Origin of the sequence: Pseudomonas sp. CG7 (assembly GCF_023701885.1) — a bacterium.
Classification (GTDB): domain Bacteria; phylum Pseudomonadota; class Gammaproteobacteria; order Pseudomonadales; family Pseudomonadaceae; genus Aquipseudomonas; species Aquipseudomonas zanjanensis.
In genome coordinates, this window is sequence record NZ_JABAEE010000037.1 from 25,342 (window position 1) to 44,737 (window position 19,396).

17 protein-coding genes are annotated in these 19,396 nt (G+C 61.9%); 4 read left to right on the forward strand and 13 right to left on the reverse strand.

The window, feature by feature from the left end:
- Nucleotides 1-9: 9 nt before the first annotated feature.
- Both phoR and HGO40_RS16410 read left to right on the forward strand, forming a co-directional pair.
- Nucleotides 10-1,296 (forward strand): phosphate regulon sensor histidine kinase PhoR, encoded by a 1,287-nt coding sequence (gene phoR / locus HGO40_RS16405; RefSeq protein ID WP_250963887.1) that lies wholly within the window; start codon nt 10-12, stop codon nt 1,294-1,296.
- 113 nt (nt 1,297-1,409) lie between these two features.
- Entirely contained in the window at nt 1,410-2,750 is a 1,341-nt protein-coding gene (locus HGO40_RS16410) for a hemolysin family protein (RefSeq protein WP_186708230.1), read from the forward strand.
- 153 nt (nt 2,751-2,903) lie between these two features.
- On the opposite strand, the gene HGO40_RS16415 is transcribed toward HGO40_RS16410, so the two are convergent.
- From HGO40_RS16415 to HGO40_RS16450, 8 genes are all read right to left on the reverse strand, one after another.
- Entirely contained in the window at nt 2,904-3,800 is an 897-nt protein-coding gene (locus tag HGO40_RS16415; protein WP_250963867.1) for a peptidoglycan DD-metalloendopeptidase family protein, read from the reverse strand.
- A 235-nt stretch (nt 3,801-4,035) separates the two neighbouring features.
- A complete protein-coding gene (locus HGO40_RS16420; protein ID WP_250963868.1) occupies nt 4,036-4,953 on the reverse strand; it encodes a response regulator in 918 nt (305 codons plus the stop codon).
- Nucleotides 4,954-5,121: 168 nt separating this feature from the next.
- Nucleotides 5,122-5,883, reverse strand: a complete 762-nt coding sequence (gene phoU / locus HGO40_RS16425; RefSeq protein ID WP_250963869.1) for a phosphate signaling complex protein PhoU — start codon at nt 5,881-5,883, stop codon at nt 5,122-5,124.
- Between the two features lie 97 nt (nt 5,884-5,980).
- Nucleotides 5,981-6,814: a phosphate ABC transporter ATP-binding protein PstB gene (gene pstB / locus HGO40_RS16430; protein ID WP_053127038.1), complete on the reverse strand. Its 834-nt coding sequence runs from the start codon at nt 6,812-6,814 to the stop codon at nt 5,981-5,983.
- A gap of 168 nt (nt 6,815-6,982) precedes the next feature.
- On the reverse strand, nt 6,983-8,653 hold the full coding sequence (gene pstA, locus HGO40_RS16435) for a phosphate ABC transporter permease PstA (protein ID WP_250963870.1): 1,671 nt from the start codon (nt 8,651-8,653) through the stop codon (nt 6,983-6,985).
- 15 nt (nt 8,654-8,668) lie between these two features.
- Entirely contained in the window at nt 8,669-10,702 is a 2,034-nt protein-coding gene (locus HGO40_RS16440; protein ID WP_250963888.1) for an ABC transporter permease subunit, read from the reverse strand.
- 405 nt (nt 10,703-11,107) lie between these two features.
- The gene (locus tag HGO40_RS16445) at nt 11,108-12,106 is read right to left on the reverse strand and encodes a phosphate ABC transporter substrate-binding protein PstS (RefSeq protein ID WP_250963871.1); all 999 of its coding nucleotides are present in this window, start codon (nt 12,104-12,106) and stop codon (nt 11,108-11,110) included.
- A gap of 280 nt (nt 12,107-12,386) precedes the next feature.
- Complete coding sequence (locus HGO40_RS16450) at nt 12,387-13,685, reverse strand: MFS transporter (RefSeq protein WP_250963872.1); 1,299 nt, start codon at nt 13,683-13,685, stop codon at nt 12,387-12,389.
- A gap of 375 nt (nt 13,686-14,060) precedes the next feature.
- Between HGO40_RS16450 and HGO40_RS16455 the strand changes: the two genes are divergently transcribed.
- Nucleotides 14,061-14,465: an acyl-CoA thioesterase gene (locus HGO40_RS16455; RefSeq protein ID WP_003177184.1), complete on the forward strand. Its 405-nt coding sequence runs from the start codon at nt 14,061-14,063 to the stop codon at nt 14,463-14,465.
- 57 nt (nt 14,466-14,522) lie between these two features.
- Nucleotides 14,523-15,422, forward strand: coding sequence for a D-hexose-6-phosphate mutarotase (locus HGO40_RS16460; RefSeq protein ID WP_250963873.1), 900 nt, complete (start codon nt 14,523-14,525; stop codon nt 15,420-15,422).
- Between the two features lie 127 nt (nt 15,423-15,549).
- On the opposite strand, the gene HGO40_RS16465 is transcribed toward HGO40_RS16460, so the two are convergent.
- From HGO40_RS16465 to HGO40_RS16485, 5 genes are all read right to left on the reverse strand, one after another.
- On the reverse strand, nt 15,550-16,086 hold the full coding sequence (locus HGO40_RS16465) for a DUF3299 domain-containing protein (RefSeq protein ID WP_207963444.1): 537 nt from the start codon (nt 16,084-16,086) through the stop codon (nt 15,550-15,552).
- Between the two features lie 89 nt (nt 16,087-16,175).
- Complete coding sequence (locus tag HGO40_RS16470; RefSeq protein ID WP_003187057.1) at nt 16,176-16,421, reverse strand: GlsB/YeaQ/YmgE family stress response membrane protein; 246 nt, start codon at nt 16,419-16,421, stop codon at nt 16,176-16,178.
- 102 nt (nt 16,422-16,523) lie between these two features.
- Nucleotides 16,524-17,609, reverse strand: a complete 1,086-nt coding sequence (locus HGO40_RS16475; protein ID WP_186708248.1) for a 5-(carboxyamino)imidazole ribonucleotide synthase — start codon at nt 17,607-17,609, stop codon at nt 16,524-16,526.
- 12 nt (nt 17,610-17,621) lie between these two features.
- A complete protein-coding gene (gene purE / locus HGO40_RS16480; protein ID WP_003196369.1) occupies nt 17,622-18,113 on the reverse strand; it encodes a 5-(carboxyamino)imidazole ribonucleotide mutase in 492 nt (163 codons plus the stop codon).
- A gap of 331 nt (nt 18,114-18,444) precedes the next feature.
- Nucleotides 18,445-19,362 (reverse strand): LysR substrate-binding domain-containing protein, encoded by a 918-nt coding sequence (locus tag HGO40_RS16485; RefSeq protein ID WP_250963874.1) that lies wholly within the window; start codon nt 19,360-19,362, stop codon nt 18,445-18,447.
- Between the last annotated feature and the right edge of the window lie 34 nt (nt 19,363-19,396).

A 19,396-nucleotide genomic window follows, 5' to 3' on the forward strand; every position in this document is an offset into this window, starting at 1 on the left:
ATTCGCCACATGTTGTTGCTGGTGACTGGCTGTTTGCTGATCGGCCTGATCAGCGGTTATTACGGCTGGAGCCTGGCCGCGGGCCTGGGGCTTTACCTGGCCTGGACACTCAAGCAACTGCTGCGCCTGCATGAATGGCTGCGCCTGCATCAACCCGACGAAGCCCCGCCCGACGGCTATGGCTTATGGGGTGAGGTGTTCGACAGCATCTACCACCTGCAACGGCGCGACCAGCGCGTCCGCGGGCGCCTGCAGGCGGTAATCGACCGGGTCCAGGAATCCACCGCCGCGCTGAAAGACGCGGTGATCATGCTCGACAGCGAAGGCAACCTGGAATGGTGGAACCGCGCTGCCGAGACCCTGTTGGGCCTCAAGACGCCCCAGGACAGCGGCCAACCAGTGACCAACCTGGAGCGCCATCCGCGCTTCAAGGAATATTTCGAGCAAGCCAACTACGCCGAGCCGCTGGAGATCCCTTCGCCCACCAATGACCGGTTGCGTATCCAGCTGTACATCACCCGCTACGGCAACAACGAGCACTTGATGCTGGTGCGCGACGTCACGCGCATCCATCAGCTGGAACAGATGCGCAAGGATTTCATCGCCAACGTGTCCCACGAATTGCGCACGCCGTTGACGGTGATCTGCGGCTACCTGGAGACCCTGCTCGACAACGTCGAGGAGGTGAACCCGCGCTGGAGCCGGGCCTTGCAGCAGATGCACCAGCAGAGCGGACGCATGCAGACCCTGCTCAACGACTTGTTGCTGCTGGCGAAGCTGGAAGCCACCGATTACCCGTCGGACAACCAGCCAGTGCCGATCGACGACCTGCTGCAAACCATTGTTGAAGATGCCCAGGAGCTGTCCGGTTCCAAGCAGCAGACCATCACCTTGGAAGCCGACCCGGCGGTGCAGCTCAAGGGCAGCGAGGCGGAACTGCGCAGTGCGTTTTCCACCCTGGTATTCAACGCGGTCAAGTACACGCCGGAGCAGGGCCGCATCCATGTGCGCTGGTGGGGCGACGAGCAAGGCGCGCACCTGAGCGTGCGCGATTCGGGCATCGGCATCGACAGCAAGCACCTGCCGCGCCTGACCGAACGTTTCTACCGCGTCGACTCCAGCCGCAACTCCAATACCGGTGGCACCGGGCTGGGCCTGGCCATTGTCAAACACGTCCTGCTGCGCCATCGCGCCCGCATGGAGATCAGCAGCGTGCCCGGCCATGGCCGCACGTTTACCTGTCATTTCGCCCCGGCCCAAGTGGTTCGCACACGCCTCGCTCGCCCCGCTGATTGAAAGCGCCCACTAGGCAATCGCCGAGTCAGCCGCTACATTGACTGACTTGCGCCTGCCTTTTCAGGCGCTCATTTTCAATTCCTACGACTATTCGGAACCCGCAAAACCCCATCATGGACCCTTCCCCTGGCTTGTCCCTCGTCACACTCTTCGCCGAATTCGGCATGATTCTTTTTGCTCTGATCCTGGTTCTGCTCAACGGATTTTTCGTTGCGGCCGAATTCGCCATGGTCAAGCTGCGTTCGACCCGGGTCGAGGCCATCGCCGAGCAGAACGGCTGGCGCGGGCATATCCTGCGCACCGTCCACAGCCAGCTCGACGCTTACCTGTCGGCATGCCAGCTGGGTATCACCCTGGCGTCCCTGGGCCTGGGCTGGGTCGGTGAGCCAGCGTTTGCCCACATCCTCGAACCGTTGCTGGGCGCGATTGGCGTGCAATCGCCGGAAGTGATCAAAGGCGTGTCGTTCTTCACCGCGTTCTTCATCATTTCGTACCTGCACATCGTGGTCGGTGAACTGGCGCCCAAATCCTGGGCCATCCGCAAACCCGAGCTGCTGTCGTTGTGGACCGCCGTGCCGCTGTACCTGTTCTACTGGGCCATGTATCCGGCGATCTACCTGCTCAACGCTAGCGCCAACGCCATCTTGCGCATCGCCGGCCAAGGCGAGCCCGGGCCCCATCACGAACACCATTACAGCCGCGAAGAACTGAAGCTGATCCTGCACTCCAGCCGGGGCCAGGACCCGAGCGACCAAGGCATGCGCGTGCTGGCCTCGGCCGTGGAAATGGGCGAGCTGGAAGTGGTGGACTGGGCCAATTCCCGGGAAGACCTGGTGACGCTGGAGTTCAACGCGCCCCTCAAGGAAATCCTGGCGATGTTCCGTCGCCACAAGTTCAGCCGTTATCCGGTGTACGACAGCGAGCGCCAGGAGTTCGTCGGCCTGCTGCACATCAAGGACCTGCTGCTGGAACTGGCGGCCCTGGACCACATCCCCGAATCGTTCAACCTGGCCGAACTGACCCGGCCGCTGGAGCGCGTGTCGCGGCACATGCCGCTGTCGCAGTTGCTGGAGCAGTTCCGCAAGGGCGGCTCGCACTTCGCCGTGGTCGAGGAAGCCGACGGCAACATCATCGGCTACCTGACCATGGAAGACGTGTTGGAAGTGCTGGTAGGCGACATCCAGGACGAACACCGCAAGGCCGAACGCGGGATCCTGGCCTACCAGCCGGGCAAGCTGCTGGTACGTGGCGACACGCCGCTGTTCAAGGTCGAGCGCCTGCTGGGGATCGACCTGGACCACATCGAAGCCGAAACCCTGGCCGGGCTGGTCTATGAAACCCTCAAGCGCGTGCCGGAAGAGGAAGAAGTGCTGGAAGTCGAAGGCCTGCGGATCATCATCAAGAAGATGAAAGGGCCGAAGATCATCCTGGCGAAGGTGTTGATGCTCGATTGAGCATCAAACTTCCCGCAAGTTGAAGGCATAACCCGCTGTGGCGAGGGAGCTTGCTCCCGCTGGGGCGCGACGCGGCCCCAAAAGCGACGACTGCTTCGCAGCCGAGCGGGAGCAAGCTCCCGCGCCACAAAAAAGCCTCCCGAATCTACAGTGCTACTGCTTGCCCAACGCAAAGTTGGGCAAGTCGCCCACCGGTTGATTGAACTGATAGGGAATCGACACCAGCCCCAACCCGGTATTGCGCTGCACCACGAAATGCAGGTGCGGGCCTGAGCTGTTGCCGGTATTGCCCGACAACGCCAACGGCGTGCCCACCGCGACCCGCTGCCCTTCCCGTACGCTCACCGAGCCTTTCTGCAGGTGCAGGTAGACGCCCATGGTGCCGTCGTCGTGCAGCACCCGCACGAAGTTGCCCGCAGGATCATCCCCGCGGCCGGTCTGTTCGTTTTCGGTCTTGATCACCACGCCTCCTCGCGCGGCGATGATCGGCGTGCCTACGGGCATGGCGATGTCCATGGCGTAGCGGTTCTTCGGGCCGTAATGGCTATATTGGCCGTTGGCGCCTTGGCTCAGCCGGAACGGCCCGCCGCGCCAAGGCAGCGGGTATCGATAGGCCTCGGCGGCGCCTGCCGGGTCGCCCAGGGAATATTCGAACCTTGGGGTATACACCAGCGGCCGACCGGGCCGGGTAGCCGTCAGCAGCGCCAGGCGCAGGTTGCTGCGTGCCGGCAGCACCCGACGAATCGGCCGGCTCGGCGCCCCGCTGACATTGCGCAGCCCGGCGAAACTCAACTCGATCTCCACCGGCGCGTACAAATCGTTGCGCACGAACACCGCGTCCGCACCATTCTGCTTCTTGATATCGAGAAACACCTGGCGCTCCAGGCGTTCGACCATGCGGTCGCGAAACACGAACACCTGGGCGCCCTTGCTGGGACGGTCGCTATAGGACACCACGCCGTTGGCATCGGTGGATTTGTAGATGGTCATGGCCATGGCCGGGGTGGCGGCCAGGACGAGACCACAGGCGAACAGCAACGGCACGAGCATGGGCAAGAATTCTGTCGATAAATGAAGGCCTGTACAGCAGCCTAGCAGCTGGGATGGACCAGCGTAGTCGACGGATGTTTCAAAATTGGATCAACGATTGTTGTTGAGGCTGATGGCCCCATCGCGAGCAAGCTCGCTCCCACAGGGGATTTGCGTCAGGCACGCACCTGTGGCCTGCACGCATCACTGTGGGAGCGAGCTTGCTCGCGATAGCGGGCTGAAGGGCGCCGCCGAATCAGGCGCCCGGTACGAAGTGCTTCTGCGCCGTGCCGCGGGCGATTAGGCGGGAGATGTAGTCGAGCTTCTGGGGGTCTTTGTCGACGAAGCGGAACGTCAGTTGCAACCATTCGCTGTCGGGCGTCTGCTCATGGGCGACGATGGCGTGCAAATAGCCGTTGAGACGCGCGGTTTCGGCGTTGTCGCCCTGTTCCATGTCCAGCACCGCGCCTTCGAGTACTTGCGGCAGGGTGTCGGAGCGTTTGACCACCAGCAGCGCTTCCTTGAGGCTCAGGGCCTTGATCACGCATTGCTGGGTGCCACTGGACAGACGCAACTGGCCTTGGCCGCGATTGGCCGTCGAAGCGGCGGCTACCGGTGCCTTGACCGGTGGGCTGTTGAGCAGGCCACGAGCCGGGGCGGCAGCAGCAGGGACGGCCGGGGCCGACGCAACCGCCGCCACCGGCGCCTTGCCGCCCGTCAGGGCGCTGAGGGAGTCATTGCCGAACGCCGAGTTCATCTTGGTCGGGGCACTGTTCATCAGCGTGTCGAGCTTGCCGACCTTGTGCAGGGCCTGCTTGACCTTGGTCAGCAGCTGTTCGTTGGTGAACGGCTTGCTGACGTAGCCGGAAACGCCGGCCTGGATCGCCTGGACCACGTTTTCCTTGTCGCCGCGGCTGGTGACCATCACGAACGGCATGCCCTTGAGGTTGTCCTGCTGACGGCACCAGGTCAGCAGTTCCAGGCCGGACATTTCCGGCATTTCCCAATCGCACAGCACCAAGTCGAACGCCTCGCGAGCCAGCAGGGCCTGGGCTTTCTTGCCGTTCACCGCGTCTTCGATACGCACGCCCGGGAAGTAGTTGCGCAGGCACTTCTTCACCAGGTCACGAATGAACGAAGCATCGTCCACGACCAACACACTGACCTTACTCATCCAGATACACCTCTAAAAAATCCCGGCAAGCATACCGCTTTTACTGATGGCACATTGCCAAAAAACCTTCAGTCACGCCGGGACTTTTCGTTCGCGGGGTGCTGCTTTCGATGAAAAAAAATCCAAAAAAAAGCCCGACCAGAAGGCCGGGCGCTTTTCTTGGCAATCTTACTTATCGTCAGTTGCGCCCGGAACATTAGCGGTTTCGGACGGGGTGCCCTCAACTTCTTCCTTCATGCGCTTGAGCCCCATATGGCGTACATCGGTGCCGCGCACCAGGTAGATGACAAGTTCCGAGATGTTGCGCGCATGATCGCCGATACGCTCCAAGGAACGCAGCACCCAGATAATGCTCAACACCCGGGAGATGGAACGCGGGTCTTCCATCATGTAGGTCGCCAGCTCGCGCAGGGCGGTCTTGTATTCGCGATCGATGATCTTGTCGTACTGGGCCACCGACAACGCCAGGTCGGCGTCGAAGCGGGCAAAGGCATCCAGCGCGTCGCGAACCATGTTGCGCACCTGGTCGCCAATGTGGCGAACCTCGACGTAACCACGCGGCGCTTCGCCTTCTTCGCACAACTGGATGGCGCGACGAGCGATCTTGGTGGCTTCGTCGCCGATCCGCTCAAGGTCGATCACTGACTTGGAGATGCTGATGATCAGCCGCAGGTCGGACGCAGCCGGCTGGCGACGGGCCAGGATACGCAGGCACTCTTCGTCGATGTTGCGTTCCATCTGGTTGATCTGGTCATCGATTTCGCGCACCTGCTGGGCCAGGCCGGAGTCGGCCTCGATCAGCGCGGTCACCGCGTCGTTGACCTGCTTTTCCACCAGCCCGCCCATGGCCAGCAAGTGACTGCGCACTTCCTCAAGCTCGGCATTGAACTGTGCGGAAATGTGGTGAGTAAGGCCTTCCTTCGAAATCATCTTGTTCGCTCCGCGAAAGTTGCAAGCTTCAAGCTGCAAGCTTCAAGCAGTTAAATGTTGATCCTGATAGCGCAGTGCGGCTATGCAGTTGCCTCGACTAGCCGTAGCGACCGGTGATGTAGTCTTCGGTCTGTTTCTTGGCCGGATTGGTGAACAGCGTATCGGTATCGCCAAATTCCACCAGTTTGCCCATGTACATGAACGCGGTGTAGTCGGACACCCGCGCCGCCTGCTGCATGTTGTGGGTCACGATGACGATGGTGAACTTGGACTTGAGCTCGTAGATCAGCTCCTCGACTTTCAGCGTCGAGATCGGGTCCAGGGCCGAGCAAGGTTCGTCGAGCAGCAGCACTTCCGGCTCCACGGCGATGGTACGGGCGATCACCAGGCGCTGCTGCTGACCACCGGACAGGCCCAGGGCCGACTCATGCAGACGGTCCTTGACCTCATCCCACAGTGCCGCGCCCTTGAGGGCCCATTCCACGGCTTCGTCGAGGACGCGCTTTTTGTTGATGCCCTGGATGCGCAGGCCGTAGACCACGTTCTCGTAGATGGTTTTCGGAAACGGGTTAGGCTTCTGGAACACCATGCCGACGCGACGACGCAGCTCGGCCACGTCTTCGCCCTTGCGGTAGATGTTGTTGCCGTAGAGGTTGATTTCACCTTCGACGCGGCAGCCGTCCACCAGATCGTTCATGCGGTTGAAGGTGCGCAGCAAGGTCGACTTGCCGCAACCCGACGGGCCGATGAACGCGGTGACGCGTTGTTTCGGGATATTCAGGCTGACGTCGTACAGCGCCTGTTTCTCGCCGTAGAACAGGTTCAGGCCGGGCACTTCGATGGCCACAGTTTCCTGGGCCAGGTCCAGGCTCTGCTTGTCGCGGCCCAGGGCCGACATGTTGATGCCGTGTGTATGTGCTTCGTGTTGCATGGGAGGCTCCCTGTGCTAACAAATTCGGTTCGGAACGCCTTTTCTGGCGGCCCCATGAAATTCCAGTGAACGCCGATCAGTGTGGGAGCGAGCTTGCTCGCGATGGGGCCATCGAGGCCGCCAAAAGCTTCGCGAGCAAGCTCGCTCCTACAGGGTCCGCGTCGACCATCAACTATCCAGTGCTTTGTATTTTTCGCGCAGGTGGTTACGGATCCACACCGCCGACAGGTTGAGGGTGGCGATCACCAGCACCAGCAGCAGTGCCGTGGCGTAGACCAACGGCCGGGCTGCCTCGACGTTCGGGCTCTGGAAGCCGACGTCATAGATATGGAAGCCAAGGTGCATGATCTTCTGGTCCAGGTGCAGGTACGGGTAGTTGCCGTCCAGCGGCAGCGACGGGGCCAGCTTCACCACGCCCACCAGCATCAACGGTGCCACTTCACCGGCGGCACGGGCCACGGCGAGGATCATCCCGGTCATCATCGCCGGGCTCGCCATCGGCAGGACGATTTTCCACAAGGTCTCGGCCTTGGTCGCGCCGAGGGCCAGGGAGCCTTCGCGCACGGTGCGCGGGATCCGCGCCAGGCCTTCTTCCGTGGCCACGATCACCACCGGCACCGCCAGCAACGCCAGGGTCAGGGACGCCCAGAGCAGGCCCGGGGTGCCGAAGGTCGGCGCCGGCAAGGCTTCGGGGAAGAACAGGCGGTCGACCGAACCACCCAGCACGTAGACAAAGAAGCCCAGGCCGAACACACCGTAGACAATGGCCGGAACGCCGGCGAGGTTGTTCACCGCGATGCGGATCAAGCGGGTCATCGTGCCTTGGCGGGCATATTCACGCAGGTAGACCGCTGCCAGCACACCAAACGGCGTGACGATCATCGCCATGATCAGGGTCATCATCACGGTGCCGAAAATCGCCGGGAAGATGCCGCCTTCGGTGTTGGCCTCACGAGGGTCGTCGCTGAGGAATTCCCAGCCCTTGCTGAAGTAGAAACCCATCTTGGTGAACGTGCCCATGCCGTTTGGCTGGTAGGCGTGCACGACTTTGCCGATTTCGATTTCCACTTCCTTGCCGTTGGCATCGCGGGCCGTCAGGCTGTCGCGGTTGAACTGCGCGTGCAGGTCGGCCAGGCGCGCTTCGATGTCCTTGTAGCGGGCGTTGAGTTCGGCGCGTTCGCTTTCCAGGTCGGCCTGGGCGGCGGCGTCGAGCTTGCCGTCCAGTTCCAGTTTGCGACCGTGCAGGCGGATACGCTCCAGGCCAGCGTTGATGGCGCCGATGTCGACTTTTTCCAGGGTCTTGAGCTCGGCGGCCAACTGGTTGACGCGCTGTACCCGAGCCTGCAGTTGCGGCCAGGCGGCCTCGCCTTCGGCGATGACCTTGCCGCCTTCCTTGACGTTGACCAGGTAGCCGTAGAAATTGCCCCACTCACGACGCTCGATGGCCATCAGTTCCGGCGGCGTCGTCTGGTTGCTCAGCCAATCGCCGACGATCCAGGTGAAGTCGGTGCCGTTCAGGTCGCGGTTGCCGACCTTGATCAGTTCGCGGGTCATGAACTCGGGGCCTTCGTCCGGCACCGGCAGGCCGGCGCTTTTCAGGCGCTCACGAGGCACTTCTTCTTTCTGTACGACTTCGCCGACCACCAGGTGCGCAGGCATGCCCGGTACGTTGTAGCTGGCGTGGATCAGGTCCGCCGGCCAGAAGTGGCCCAGGCCGCGCACGGCGATCACCGCCAGCAGGCCAATGGTCATGATGACCGCGATGGACACCGCGCCACCGCTGATCCAGACGCCGGGGGCGCCGCTCTTGAACCATCCTTTCAGGGAGTTCTGTTTCACAGACTTCTACCTTTCTTAAAGCGACGAATATTTCTTGCGCAGACGCTGACGGATCAGCTCGGCGAGGGTGTTCATGACGAAGGTGAACAACAGCAGCACCAGGGCCGACAGGAACAGCACGCGGTAATGGCTGCCGCCGACTTCGGATTCCGGCATCTCCACCGCCACGTTGGCCGCCAGGGTGCGCAGGCCTTCGAACAGGTTCATTTCCATGACCGGCGTGTTACCGGTGGCCATCAACACGATCATGGTCTCGCCCACTGCACGGCCCATGCCGATCATCAGCGCCGAGAAAATGCCCGGGCTGGCGGTGAGGATCACCACGCGAGTCATGGTCTGCCATGGCGTGGCACCGAGGGCCAGGGAGCCCAGGGTCAGGCCGCGCGGCACGCTGAACACGGCGTCTTCGGCGATGGAATAGATGTTCGGGATCACCGCGAAGCCCATCGCCAGGCCAACCACCAAGGCGTTGCGCTGGTCGTAGGTGATGCCCAGGTCATGGGAGATCCACATGCGCATGTCGCCGCCGAAGAACCAGGTTTCCATGTACGGGCTCATGTACAGCGAGAGCCAGCCCACGAACAGGATCACCGGGATCAACAGGGCGCTTTCCCAACCGTCCGGCACTCGCAGGCGAATGGATTCCGGCAGGCGACTGAAGGTGAAACCGGCGACCAGGATGCCGATGGGCAGCAACATCAGCAGACTGAAGATGCCCGGCAGGTGCCCTTCGACGTACGGCGCCAGGAACAGGCCGGCGAAGAAACCGAGGATCACCGTCGGCATCGCTTCCATCAGCTCGATCACCGGCTTGACCTTGCGCCGCATGCCCGGGGCCATGAAGTAGGCGGTGTAGATCGCCGCGGCCACCGCCAGCGGCGCCGCCAGCAGCATCGCGTAGAACGCCGCTTTCAGGGTACCGAAGGTCAGCGGCGAGAGGCTCAGCTTGGGTTCGAAGTCGGTGTTGGCGGCGGTCGATTGCCAGACGTATTTAGGTTCGTCGTAGTTTTCGTACCAGACCTTGCTCCACAACGCGCTCCAGGACACTTCCGGGTGCGGGTTGTCCAGCGTCAACGGTTGCAGCTTGCCACCCTGTTCGACGATCAGGCGGTTGGCCCGTGGCGACAGGCCGAACAAGCCTTGGCCGTCGACCACTTGGTCCACCAGCAGGGTGCGGTGGGCGGTGCTGTGGAACACGCCCAGCTTGCCGGCGATGTCGAGTGCCACGAAACCTTTGCGACGTTCTTCGGCGCTGATCTCAATGATGGGCGCGCTGCCCATCTGGAAGGTACGAATCTGTTTGAAGCGCAGCTCGCCGTCCGGGTCGCGGGCCATGAACCACTGGGCCAGGCCGCCCTTGGAGTCGCCGATGATCAGCGAGATCCCGCCGACCAACTGGGCGGCGGCGGTGACTTGGGCGTCGCCGTTCTCCAGCAGTTTGTAACGGCCATTGAGGCTCTTGTCCCGCAGGCTGAACACATCGGCCTGGGCGCGACCGTTGACCACGTACAACCATTGCTGGCGCGGGTCGACGAAAATGTTCTTCACTGGCTCGGTCATCTGCGGCAGGTCGATACGCGTCTGCTCGCTGGTGACTTCACCGGTCATCATGTTTTCTTCGCTGGTAAGCGACAGTACATACAGCTGGGCGCCGCTGGAGCCGGCCAGCAACAGGGTCGAATCGGTGGCGTTGAGGCTGACGTGCTCCAAAGGCGCGCCCTGCTCGTTCAACGCTATCGGCGCCTCGCCGTAAGGGTATTCGATGGCGGGCGAAATGGTTTTCTTGCCGTCAGGATAGCTGACTTTATAGGTGTGGCGGAACACCAGGGCCTGGCCGTTGGACAGACCGATCGCCACCAGCGGGCTGCCGGGCTGGTCTTCCGCAATGGAGACCACAGTGGCACCGGCAGGAACCGGCAGGTCGACACGGCGCAGGTCGGCGCCGCTGTCGAGTTCGTAGAACAGTGCCTGGCCCTTGTCGGAAACGCGCATGGCCACCTGGTTCTGTTCTTCGATGGCGATCATCAGCGGTTTGCCGGCGTCTTGCATCCAGGCCGGGGTGATCGAATCCTTGGCGGTCAGGTCCGCGCCCTGGAACAGGGGCAGCACCACGTAGGCCAGGAAAAAGAAAATCAGCGTGATGGCAGCCAGGACGGCGAGACCGCCGACCAGCACGTACCAGCGGGTCAGGCGATCCTTGAGCGCGCGGATGCGGCGCTTGCGTTGCAGCTCAGGCGTATTGAAGTCAATGCGCTTGGGAGGGGAAGTCGTAGTCATTGTGGAGTTGGCCAGATCATTCATGCGCACACCCTAGCGATCCTGTATGACAGAAAGATGACAGTGAAGTGACGCAACAAATCCGCCGCCAGCTAGAAGCGGCAGCGGACAGAAAATTTGGCTGTGGGAGTGGCATCCACTCCCACAGCAGCCCGGGCGTTGGCCCGGGCTCAGGTGTTACTGCTTGGCGACGTTGCCGCCTTCTTGCAGACCCAGGTCAGCCAGTGCCTTGGCGGCGACTTTGGCAGGTACCGGGATGTAACCGTCCTTGACTACGACTTCCTGGCCTTGCTTGGACAGGATCAGCTTCACGAACTCAGCTTCCAGCGGGGCCAGAGGCTTGTTCGGCGCCTTGTTGACGTACACGTAGAGGAAACGCGACAGCGGATACTTGCCGTTCAGGGCGTTTTCTTCGGTGTCCTCGACGAACTCGCCGCCTTCTTTCTTGGCCAGGGCAACGGTTTTCACGCTGGCGGTCTTGTAGCCGATACCCGAGTAGCCGATGCCGTTAAGCGAGCTGCTGATCGACTGCACGACCGAAGCCGAACCTGGCTGTTCGTTGACGTTTGGCTTGTAGTCGCCTTTGCACAAGGCTTCTTCCTTGAAGTAGCCGTAGGTGCCGGATACCGAGTTACGACCGAACAGCTGGACCGGCTTGTTGGCCAGGTCGCCGGTCACGCCCAGGTCGCCCCAGGTCTTGACGTCAGCCTTGGCGCCGCACAGGCGAGTCGAGGAGAAGATCGCATCGACCTGAGCCATGGTCAGGTGCTTGATCGGGTTGTCCTTGTGCACGAATACGGCCAGGGCGTCCACGGCTACCGGGATAGCGGTTGGCTTGTAGCCGTATTTGGTTTCGAAGGCCTGCAGCTCGTTGTCCTTCATCTTGCGGCTCATCGGGCCCAGGTTGGCGGTGCCTTCGGTGAGTGCGGGCGGCGCGGTGGAGGAACCGGCGGCCTGAATCTGGATGTTTACGTTCGGGTATTCTTTCTTGTAGTTCTCGGCCCACAAGGTCATCAGGTTGGCCAGGGTATCGGAGCCGACGCTGGAGAGGTTGCCCGATACACCAGTGGTCTTGGTGTAGCTCGGGATCGCAGGGTCAACAGCGGCAACCGCGTTGGCAGTCGCAACGCCAGCAGCGACAAACGTCATTGCCGCCATCAAACGCTTCAGTTTCATGCCTTACTCCTAGCAGATAGGGTGTGTTAAGTCGGCAAAGTATCGGTAAGCCGTATGAACACTCTATGGCTGAAATATGACAATTGGATGAAAGGCCAGCATTGAGTTTTGCAGGATGGTTCTGTGGCGGTAGAGCATTTGAGAGAAGATTAATCCGTGGCGAGGGAGCTTGCTCCCGCTTGAGTGCGCAGCACTCACAAAAAAGGGGTCGCTGCGCAACCCAGCGGGAGCAAGCTCCCTCGCCACAATGAACACACCTACCTTGTGTAGGCAGCGCCGCCTAGCGCCCCTGCTTCCAGAGATACCCGCCCACCACACTCCCGATCCCACAGATGGCCGCCACATAATACGCCGGCCCCATCGAGCTCTCTTTCAGCAACAGGGTCACGATCATCGGCGTCAACCCGCCAAAAATCGCGTAGGCCAAGTTGTAGGAAAACGACAGGCCGCTGAAGCGCACCACGGCCGGGAAGGCGTTGACCATGACATAAGGCACCGCGCCGATGGTGCCTACCAGCAAGCCACTCAGGGCATACAGCGGGAACAGCCACTCGGGGTGGTCGAACAGGCAGTGGTAGAACGTCCAGAAGGTGATCAACAGCAAACCACTGCCGAAGACAAACACCCGCCCGGCACCAAAACGGTCGGCCAGCACACCCGCACCAATGCAACCCAAGCTCAGGAACACGATCGCCAGGCTGTTGGCCTGCAGCGCGACGGTCGGGCTGAAGTGGTACACCGTCTGCAGCACGGTCGGTGTCATCAGGATGACCACGATGACGCCGGCCGACAGCAGCCAGGTCAGCAGCATGGAAATGGCGATGGCACCGCGATGATCACGCAGCACGGCCCGCAGCGGCACTTCCTCGGCCAGGGCCTTGCGCAGTTGCAGTTCGGCGAATACCGGGGTTTCGTGCAGCCAGCGGCGCAGGTACACCGAAAACAACCCGAACACGCCACCCAGCAGGAACGGGATCCGCCAGGCGTAATCGGCCACTTCCACCGGCGTATAAATGCTGTTGATCGCCGTTGCCACCAGCGACCCCAACAGGAGCCCCGCCGTCAGGCCGCAGGTCAGCGTGCCGCAGGCATAGCCGATGTGGCGCGCCGGAACGTGTTCGGAAACGAAGACCCAGGCGCCCGGCACTTCCCCGCCGATGGCCGCGCCTTGGATCACCCGCATCAGCAACAGCAGGATCGGTGCCCACATGCCGATCTGTGCATAAGTCGGCAACAGCCCCATGATCAGGGTCGGAACGGCCATCATGAAAATGCTCAGGGTGAACATTTTCTTGCGCCCCAGCAGGTCGCCGAAGTGGGCCATGATGATCCCGCCCAGCGGCCGGGCCAGGTAACCGGCGGCAAAAATGCCGAACGTCTGCATCAGGCGCAGCCACTCGGGCATTTCGGCCGGGAAAAACAATTTGCCGACCACGGTGGCAAAGAACACGAAAATGATGAAATCGTAGAACTCCAGCGCACCGCCCAGGGCTGAAAGCGACAGGGTCTTGTAATCGTTGCGGGTCAGCGGACGTGCCGGTTGTGCGGGCGTCGCCGTGCTCGAAGGCGCAGTGGTCATGGCAAGGGCTTCTCTTATAGTCGGTTCTGCAACCCTGGCAACTCGGGTTGGGGCCTGGGCAGGTTCGGCACGATAGCAAATTGTTCGAAAAAGCACATAGAGGCGCGTATTTGACAGTCGAAATCAGAACCGAGTGGTCGTCTCGACGTCTATCGCCCGATATACTCGCAACCTTGCAGTACTCTGTAAGGGGTTGCTGTGCGAAAACGTCGTTGGTGATGTAGTACAAGATCAGCCGGTTTCGCAGAGTTTCCCTTTGGCACGCCTTTACGAAAAACGTGACGAACGCAGTATGTTCGGGCTGAATCGTTTTTTACGAAGACGGCTATTCACCTGAAGTACCAGACAGCGTTACGGGTCAGAGGCACCCCCGGCATGATAGAGCTCGAACAAGAAGATCCCATCCCGCAAGGCGACCTGGCCCTGCAAATCACCGCACTCCCACGGGAGACCAACGGCTTCGGCGATATTTTCGGCGGCTGGCTGGTGTCCCAGATGGACTTGGCCGGCACCGCCATGGCCAGCAAAGTGGCCGGCGGACGCGTGGCCACCGTGGCGATCGATCGCATGGCGTTCCTGGTGCCGGTGGCGGTGGGCGCGCAGTTGTCCTTCTATACCCAGGCGCTGGAAATCGGCCGCAGCTCGATCCAGATGATGGTCGAGGTCTGGAGCGACGATCCGCTGTCCAGTGAATGGCGCAAGGTGACCGAGGCGGTATTCGTCTTCGTCGCCATCGACGGCAGCGGTCGTACCCGCTCGGTTCCGCCGCGCGCCCGTTAAACACGGCGACCGTTTTGCGGTCCATTGCAGTCCCTGTCACCGAACGAGATTTGCAACATGCCTACGCCCAACGTCGACGCGGTCAAACTGGATGAACTGAACGCCTGGCGCATCCGCCACGGTCAGGCCGAGTTGCTGGTGGCCCAGCAAGGCGCGCACATCCTCAGTTATCAAGTGGACGGCCAGCCGCCACTGATCTGGCTCAACGACCAGGCCACATTCAAGGCCGGCAAGAGCATCCGCGCGGGCGTGCCGGTGTGCTGGCCGTGGTTCGGCAACCTGACGCGCAACCCCGACAGCGTGCAGGCCATGCGCGTGAGCAACGACCCGGCCACCGCCCACGGCCTGGTGCGGGCGATGGATTGGGAATTGAAGGGCATCGAGGCCGAAGGCGAAAGCCTGAAGATCGAATTCGTGCTGCCTTATCCCGACAACGGCCTTGCGGGCTGGCCTCATCAGGTCGACCTGACGCTGGCCATCGTGATGGACGCGCAACTGCACATCCGCCTCACCAGCCATAACCGTGGCAGCGAAACCGTCAGCCTCAGCCAGGCGCTGCACAGCTACTTCGCCGTGAGCGACGTGCGCAACGTGCAGGTCGAAGGCGTCGATGGCTTGAACTACATCGAGACCCTCGACGACTGGAACACCCACACCCAGGCCGGCGACCTGCATTTCACCGGCGAGACCGACCGTATCTACCTCGACACCCCGCCGACGCTGAGCATCGTTGATCCGCAGTGGCAACGACGGATCGAGCTGACCAGCAGCGGTTCGCGCTCGGCGGTGATCTGGAACCCCTGGACCGAACGCGCCAAGGCCTTCAGCGACATGGCCGACGATGGCTGGCAGCGCATGCTGTGCATCGAGACGGCGAATGTGATGGAGGATGTGGTGACGTTGTTGCCGGACGCCAGCCATACCCTGGGCGTGAGCATCCGCAGCAAACCGCTCTAAGCCACACTGAAAAATCCCCATGTGGGAGCGAGCCTGCGCGCGATAGCGCACTGACAGTCAATATTTTCATTGACTGATACACCGATATCGCGAGCAGGCTCGCTCCCACAGTGGGCTCGTGTCAGGCCTACAAATCCGCCTCCTGCACCACCCTCACTTTCTCTGCCTCCAACGCATACGCCGCGCTCGCCAGATCGTTGTCGACCTTTTCGATCTTCAGCGTGCCCGTCACCCAGAGCGGCGTGTAGATGTCATCCAGCTTCAGGCCCTTGGGGTAACGCACCAGCACCAACTGGTTAGGCGGCGGTGGCGGGACGTGGATGCAGGCGCCGGGGTAGGGCACCAGGAAGAACAGCGTGCTGTGGCCCTTGGCGTCGGTTTCCAGCGGCACCGGATAACCACCGATGCGGATGTGCTTGTCGTTCATCGACGCCACGGTCTTGGTCGAATACATCACCGCCGGCAAGCCCTTGCTTTGCTTCAAGCCACCTTTTTCGGTGAAGGTGCCGTTGGCTTCCGGGGAGTTGTGGTCGATGTCAGGCATGGCCTCGAGGGCTTTCTGGTCCGACTTGGGCATCAGTTCGAGCCAGTCGGTTTCCGGCAGCTCGGCAGCATGGGCCAGGCCACTGCCCAGCAGAAGAAGGGTCAACACTAGACGGCGCATGAAAGGGCTCGGCAATGAATGAAAAGTGAAACGCCGAGCATTCTAGCCCCCTCAGCTCGCGACGCAGAGGGGGCCTTGATGCATTTGGATCAGTTTCTTTTGATCAGGCCGTAGATCACCAGCAGCACGATCGCGCCCACCAGGGCCCCGATGAAACCCGCGCCTTGGCCGGCCTGGTAGATGCCCAGGGCCTGGCCGCCGTAAGTGGCTGCCAACGAACCGCCGATACCGAGCAGGATGGTCATGATCCAGCCCATGCTGTCATCGCCCGGTTTCAGGAAGCGTGCCAGCAGGCCAACGATCAAGCCGATAAAAATGGTTCCGATGATTCCCATGGCATTCCCCTCTCATTGAGTCGCTAAGCCAAAGCCCGATCAGGTTTTGGCACTTAGCCATGAGAGAGGTTAGCCGACGAATGGTTCCAACGGTATGACAGATTATTGCTCGGCGATCAGCGTCTCGACCTTGATGATCTGCTGGGCCAGCGTGGCCCGATCAGCGCAGCGCAGGTTGGCGTGGCCAACCTTGCGCCCGACCTTGAACGCCTTGCCATAGTGATGCAGATGGCAGTCGGCGATCGACAGGACTTTCTCGGTGTCTGGCACCTTGCCGATAAAGTTGAGCATCGCGCTTTCGCCGATCTTGGCGGTCGACCCCAGCGGCAGCCCGGCCACCGCCCGCAGGTGGTTTTCAAACTGGCTGCACTCGGCGCCTTCGGTGGTCCAGTGCCCGGAGTTGTGGACCCGCGGTGCGATTTCGTTGGCCTTGAGGCCGCCGTCCACTTCAAAGAACTCGAACGCCATCACGCCGACATAGTCGAGCTGCTTGAGCACCCGACTGGAATAGTCTTCGGCCAAGGCCTGCAACGGGTGATCGGTGCTGGCGACGGACAGCTTGAGGATGCCGTCCTTGTGGGTGTTGTGCACCAGCGGGTAGAAGCGGATTTCACCATCGCGGGCACGCACGGCGATCAGCGAGACTTCCCCAGTGAACGGCACGAAGCCTTCCAACAGGCAGGCCACGCTGCCGAGCTCGGCGAATGTACCGGCCACGTCTTCAGGCTTGCGCAGGACTTTCTGGCCCTTGCCGTCATACCCCAGGGTGCGGGTCTTGAGCACGGCGGGCAGGCCGATGGCCGCGACGGCGGCGTCCAGGTCGGCCTGGGACTGAATGTCGGCGAAGGCCGGCGTCGGGATGCCCAGGTCCTTGAACATGTTCTTTTCGAACCAGCGGTCACGGGCGATCCGCAAGGCTTCGGCGCTCGGGTAGACCGGGACGAACTGGGACAGGAAGGCCACGGTTTCGGCCGGGACGCTTTCGAACTCGAAGGTCACCAGGTCGACTTCATCGGCCAATTGGCGCAGGTGGTCCTGGTCGCCGTAGTCGGCCCGCAGGTGTTCACCCAGCGCCGCGGCACAGGCGTCCGGCGCCGGGTCCAGGAAAGCGAAGTTCATCCCCAGCGGCGTACCTGCCAGGGCCAACATGCGACCCAACTGGCCGCCACCGATTACACCGATCTTCATTCGTCAACAACCTCAGGCAATGCGTGGGTCTGGATTGTCCAGGACGCTGTCTGTCTGCTCAGCGCGGAATTTTTTCAGCACGGTATGAAATTGTGGATGCTTGGCGCCCAGGATGCTCGCCGACAGCAGGGCCGCATTGATCGCGCCGGCCTTGCCGATGGCCAGGGTCGCGACCGGAATACCGGCCGGCATCTGCACGATCGACAACAACGAATCAACGCCCGAAAGCATCGACGACTGGACCGGCACGCCCAGCACCGGCAGGTGGGTCTTGGCCGCGCACATGCCCGGCAGGTGGGCCGCGCCACCGGCACCGGCGATGATCACCTCGATGCCACGCGCTTCGGCCTCTTCGGCGTACTGGAACAGCAGGTCCGGGGTACGGTGGGCAGAGACCACTTTCACCTCGTAAGGGATGCCGAGCTTTTCCAGCATATCGGCGGTGTGGCTAAGGGTGGACCAATCGGACTTGGAGCCCATGATCACGCCAACCAGTGCACTCATCGTCGTGCCTCTTCTCTCTGGGCGCCCGCAGGCGCGTCAAAAAACAACAAGCCACGCAGGAAACCGGCGTGGCTTGTTGTACGAATGATGGCCGGGCGAACCGACCGAAGGCCGGGCAGTATACCGAAAATGGTGCGTTAAACGCACTTTCGCCGACCATCTGTCATTTGCGCTGAAGCAGCGGTTTTATTGACTCGCAGGTCAGCGAACTATCACCGTGAATCCCTTGTGGGAGCGAGCCTGCTCGCGAAAGCGGTGTACCAGTTCAGAATATGGAGACTGACACACCGCCTTCGCGAGCAGGCTCGCTCCCACAGGGTTTTCAGTTTTTTCAAGAGCCGACAGCACCCTGCGCCACACCGCCTTCAAGCTTGCGCCACAACAACCGCACATTGGCCTTGCGCACCAGGGCGCAGCGGTACAGGCGGATCTCCAGGGGCACGTGCCATTGCGTGCCGCCGCAAATCACCAGTTCGCCCCGGGCCAGTTCGGCACGTACGCTCAGGTGCGGTACCCAGGCGATGCCCAGGCCTTCCAGGGCCATGCTTTTCAGGCTGTCGGCCATGGCTGTCTCGTAGATCGTGGTGAAGCGCAGCGCCCGCTGGCGCAGCAACTGGTTGACCGAACGCCCGAGGAACGCCCCGGCGCTGTAGGCCAGCAACGGCACGCTGGCCTCGCCTTCAAGGTCAAACAGCGGGTTGCCGTTGGCATCGGCGGCGCACACCGGGAGCATTTCGGTCTGGCCCAACTGCAGCGACGGGAAGATTTCCGGGTCCATCTGCATGGCCGAATCCGGGTCGTAGAAGGCCAGCATCAAATCGCAGCCGCCCTCCCGCAAGGCGTGGACCGCATCGCCGACGTTGGTCGCCACCAGGCGCGTGGCGATGTTCATCCCTTCGTTGCGCAGTTGCGCGATCCAGCGCGGGAAGAAGCCCAGCGCCAGGGAATGGGCGGCGGCCACCTGGATGACTTCGCCCTGCCCGCCTTCCAAGTGATGCAAATGGCGCAGCACTTCGCCCAGCTGCTCCACCACCGTACGCGCCGTCACCAGGAACAACTGCCCCGCCGCCGTCAGCTCGCCGGGCGTACGTGAACGGTTGACCAGGGTCAGCCCCAGCGCCGCCTCGAGGCTGCGGATTCGTCGACTGAACGCCGGCTGCGTCACGAAACGCCGCTCGGCCGCCTGGGAAAAACTGCGAGTAGCGGCCAGGGCACTGAAGTCCTCAAGCCAGTTGCTTTCAAGATTCATCACGCCTCCCTACACGCACCAAAACAGGTCACAC

Excerpts from the sequence above, each read along its gene's own strand:
- HGO40_RS16440 (WP_250963888.1), bottom strand. The coding sequence starts at position 10,702 with ATGCAAGACGCCGGCAAACCGCTGATGATCGCCATCGAAGAACAGAAC.
- HGO40_RS16420 (WP_250963868.1), bottom strand. The coding sequence starts at position 4,953 with ATGAGTAAGGTCAGTGTGTTGGTCGTGGACGATGCTTCGTTCATTCGT.
- HGO40_RS16470 (WP_003187057.1), bottom strand. The coding sequence starts at position 16,421 with ATGGGAATCATCGGAACCATTTTTATCGGCTTGATCGTTGGCCTGCTG.
- HGO40_RS16455 (WP_003177184.1), top strand. The coding sequence starts at position 14,061 with ATGATAGAGCTCGAACAAGAAGATCCCATCCCGCAAGGCGACCTGGCC.
- pstB (WP_053127038.1), bottom strand. The coding sequence starts at position 6,814 with ATGCAACACGAAGCACATACACACGGCATCAACATGTCGGCCCTGGGC.
- HGO40_RS16485 (WP_250963874.1), bottom strand. The coding sequence starts at position 19,362 with ATGAATCTTGAAAGCAACTGGCTTGAGGACTTCAGTGCCCTGGCCGCT.
- HGO40_RS16450 (WP_250963872.1), bottom strand. The coding sequence starts at position 13,685 with ATGACCACTGCGCCTTCGAGCACGGCGACGCCCGCACAACCGGCACGT.
- purE (WP_003196369.1), bottom strand. The coding sequence starts at position 18,113 with ATGAGTGCACTGGTTGGCGTGATCATGGGCTCCAAGTCCGATTGGTCC.
- phoR (WP_250963887.1), top strand. The coding sequence starts at position 10 with ATGTTGTTGCTGGTGACTGGCTGTTTGCTGATCGGCCTGATCAGCGGT.
- HGO40_RS16465 (WP_207963444.1), bottom strand. The coding sequence starts at position 16,086 with ATGCGCCGTCTAGTGTTGACCCTTCTTCTGCTGGGCAGTGGCCTGGCC.
- HGO40_RS16410 (WP_186708230.1), top strand. The coding sequence starts at position 1,410 with ATGGACCCTTCCCCTGGCTTGTCCCTCGTCACACTCTTCGCCGAATTC.
- HGO40_RS16475 (WP_186708248.1), bottom strand. The coding sequence starts at position 17,609 with ATGAAGATCGGTGTAATCGGTGGCGGCCAGTTGGGTCGCATGTTGGCC.
- phoU (WP_250963869.1), bottom strand. The coding sequence starts at position 5,883 with ATGATTTCGAAGGAAGGCCTTACTCACCACATTTCCGCACAGTTCAAT.
- HGO40_RS16445 (WP_250963871.1), bottom strand. The coding sequence starts at position 12,106 with ATGAAACTGAAGCGTTTGATGGCGGCAATGACGTTTGTCGCTGCTGGC.
- HGO40_RS16460 (WP_250963873.1), top strand. The coding sequence starts at position 14,523 with ATGCCTACGCCCAACGTCGACGCGGTCAAACTGGATGAACTGAACGCC.
- HGO40_RS16415 (WP_250963867.1), bottom strand. The coding sequence starts at position 3,800 with ATGCTCGTGCCGTTGCTGTTCGCCTGTGGTCTCGTCCTGGCCGCCACC.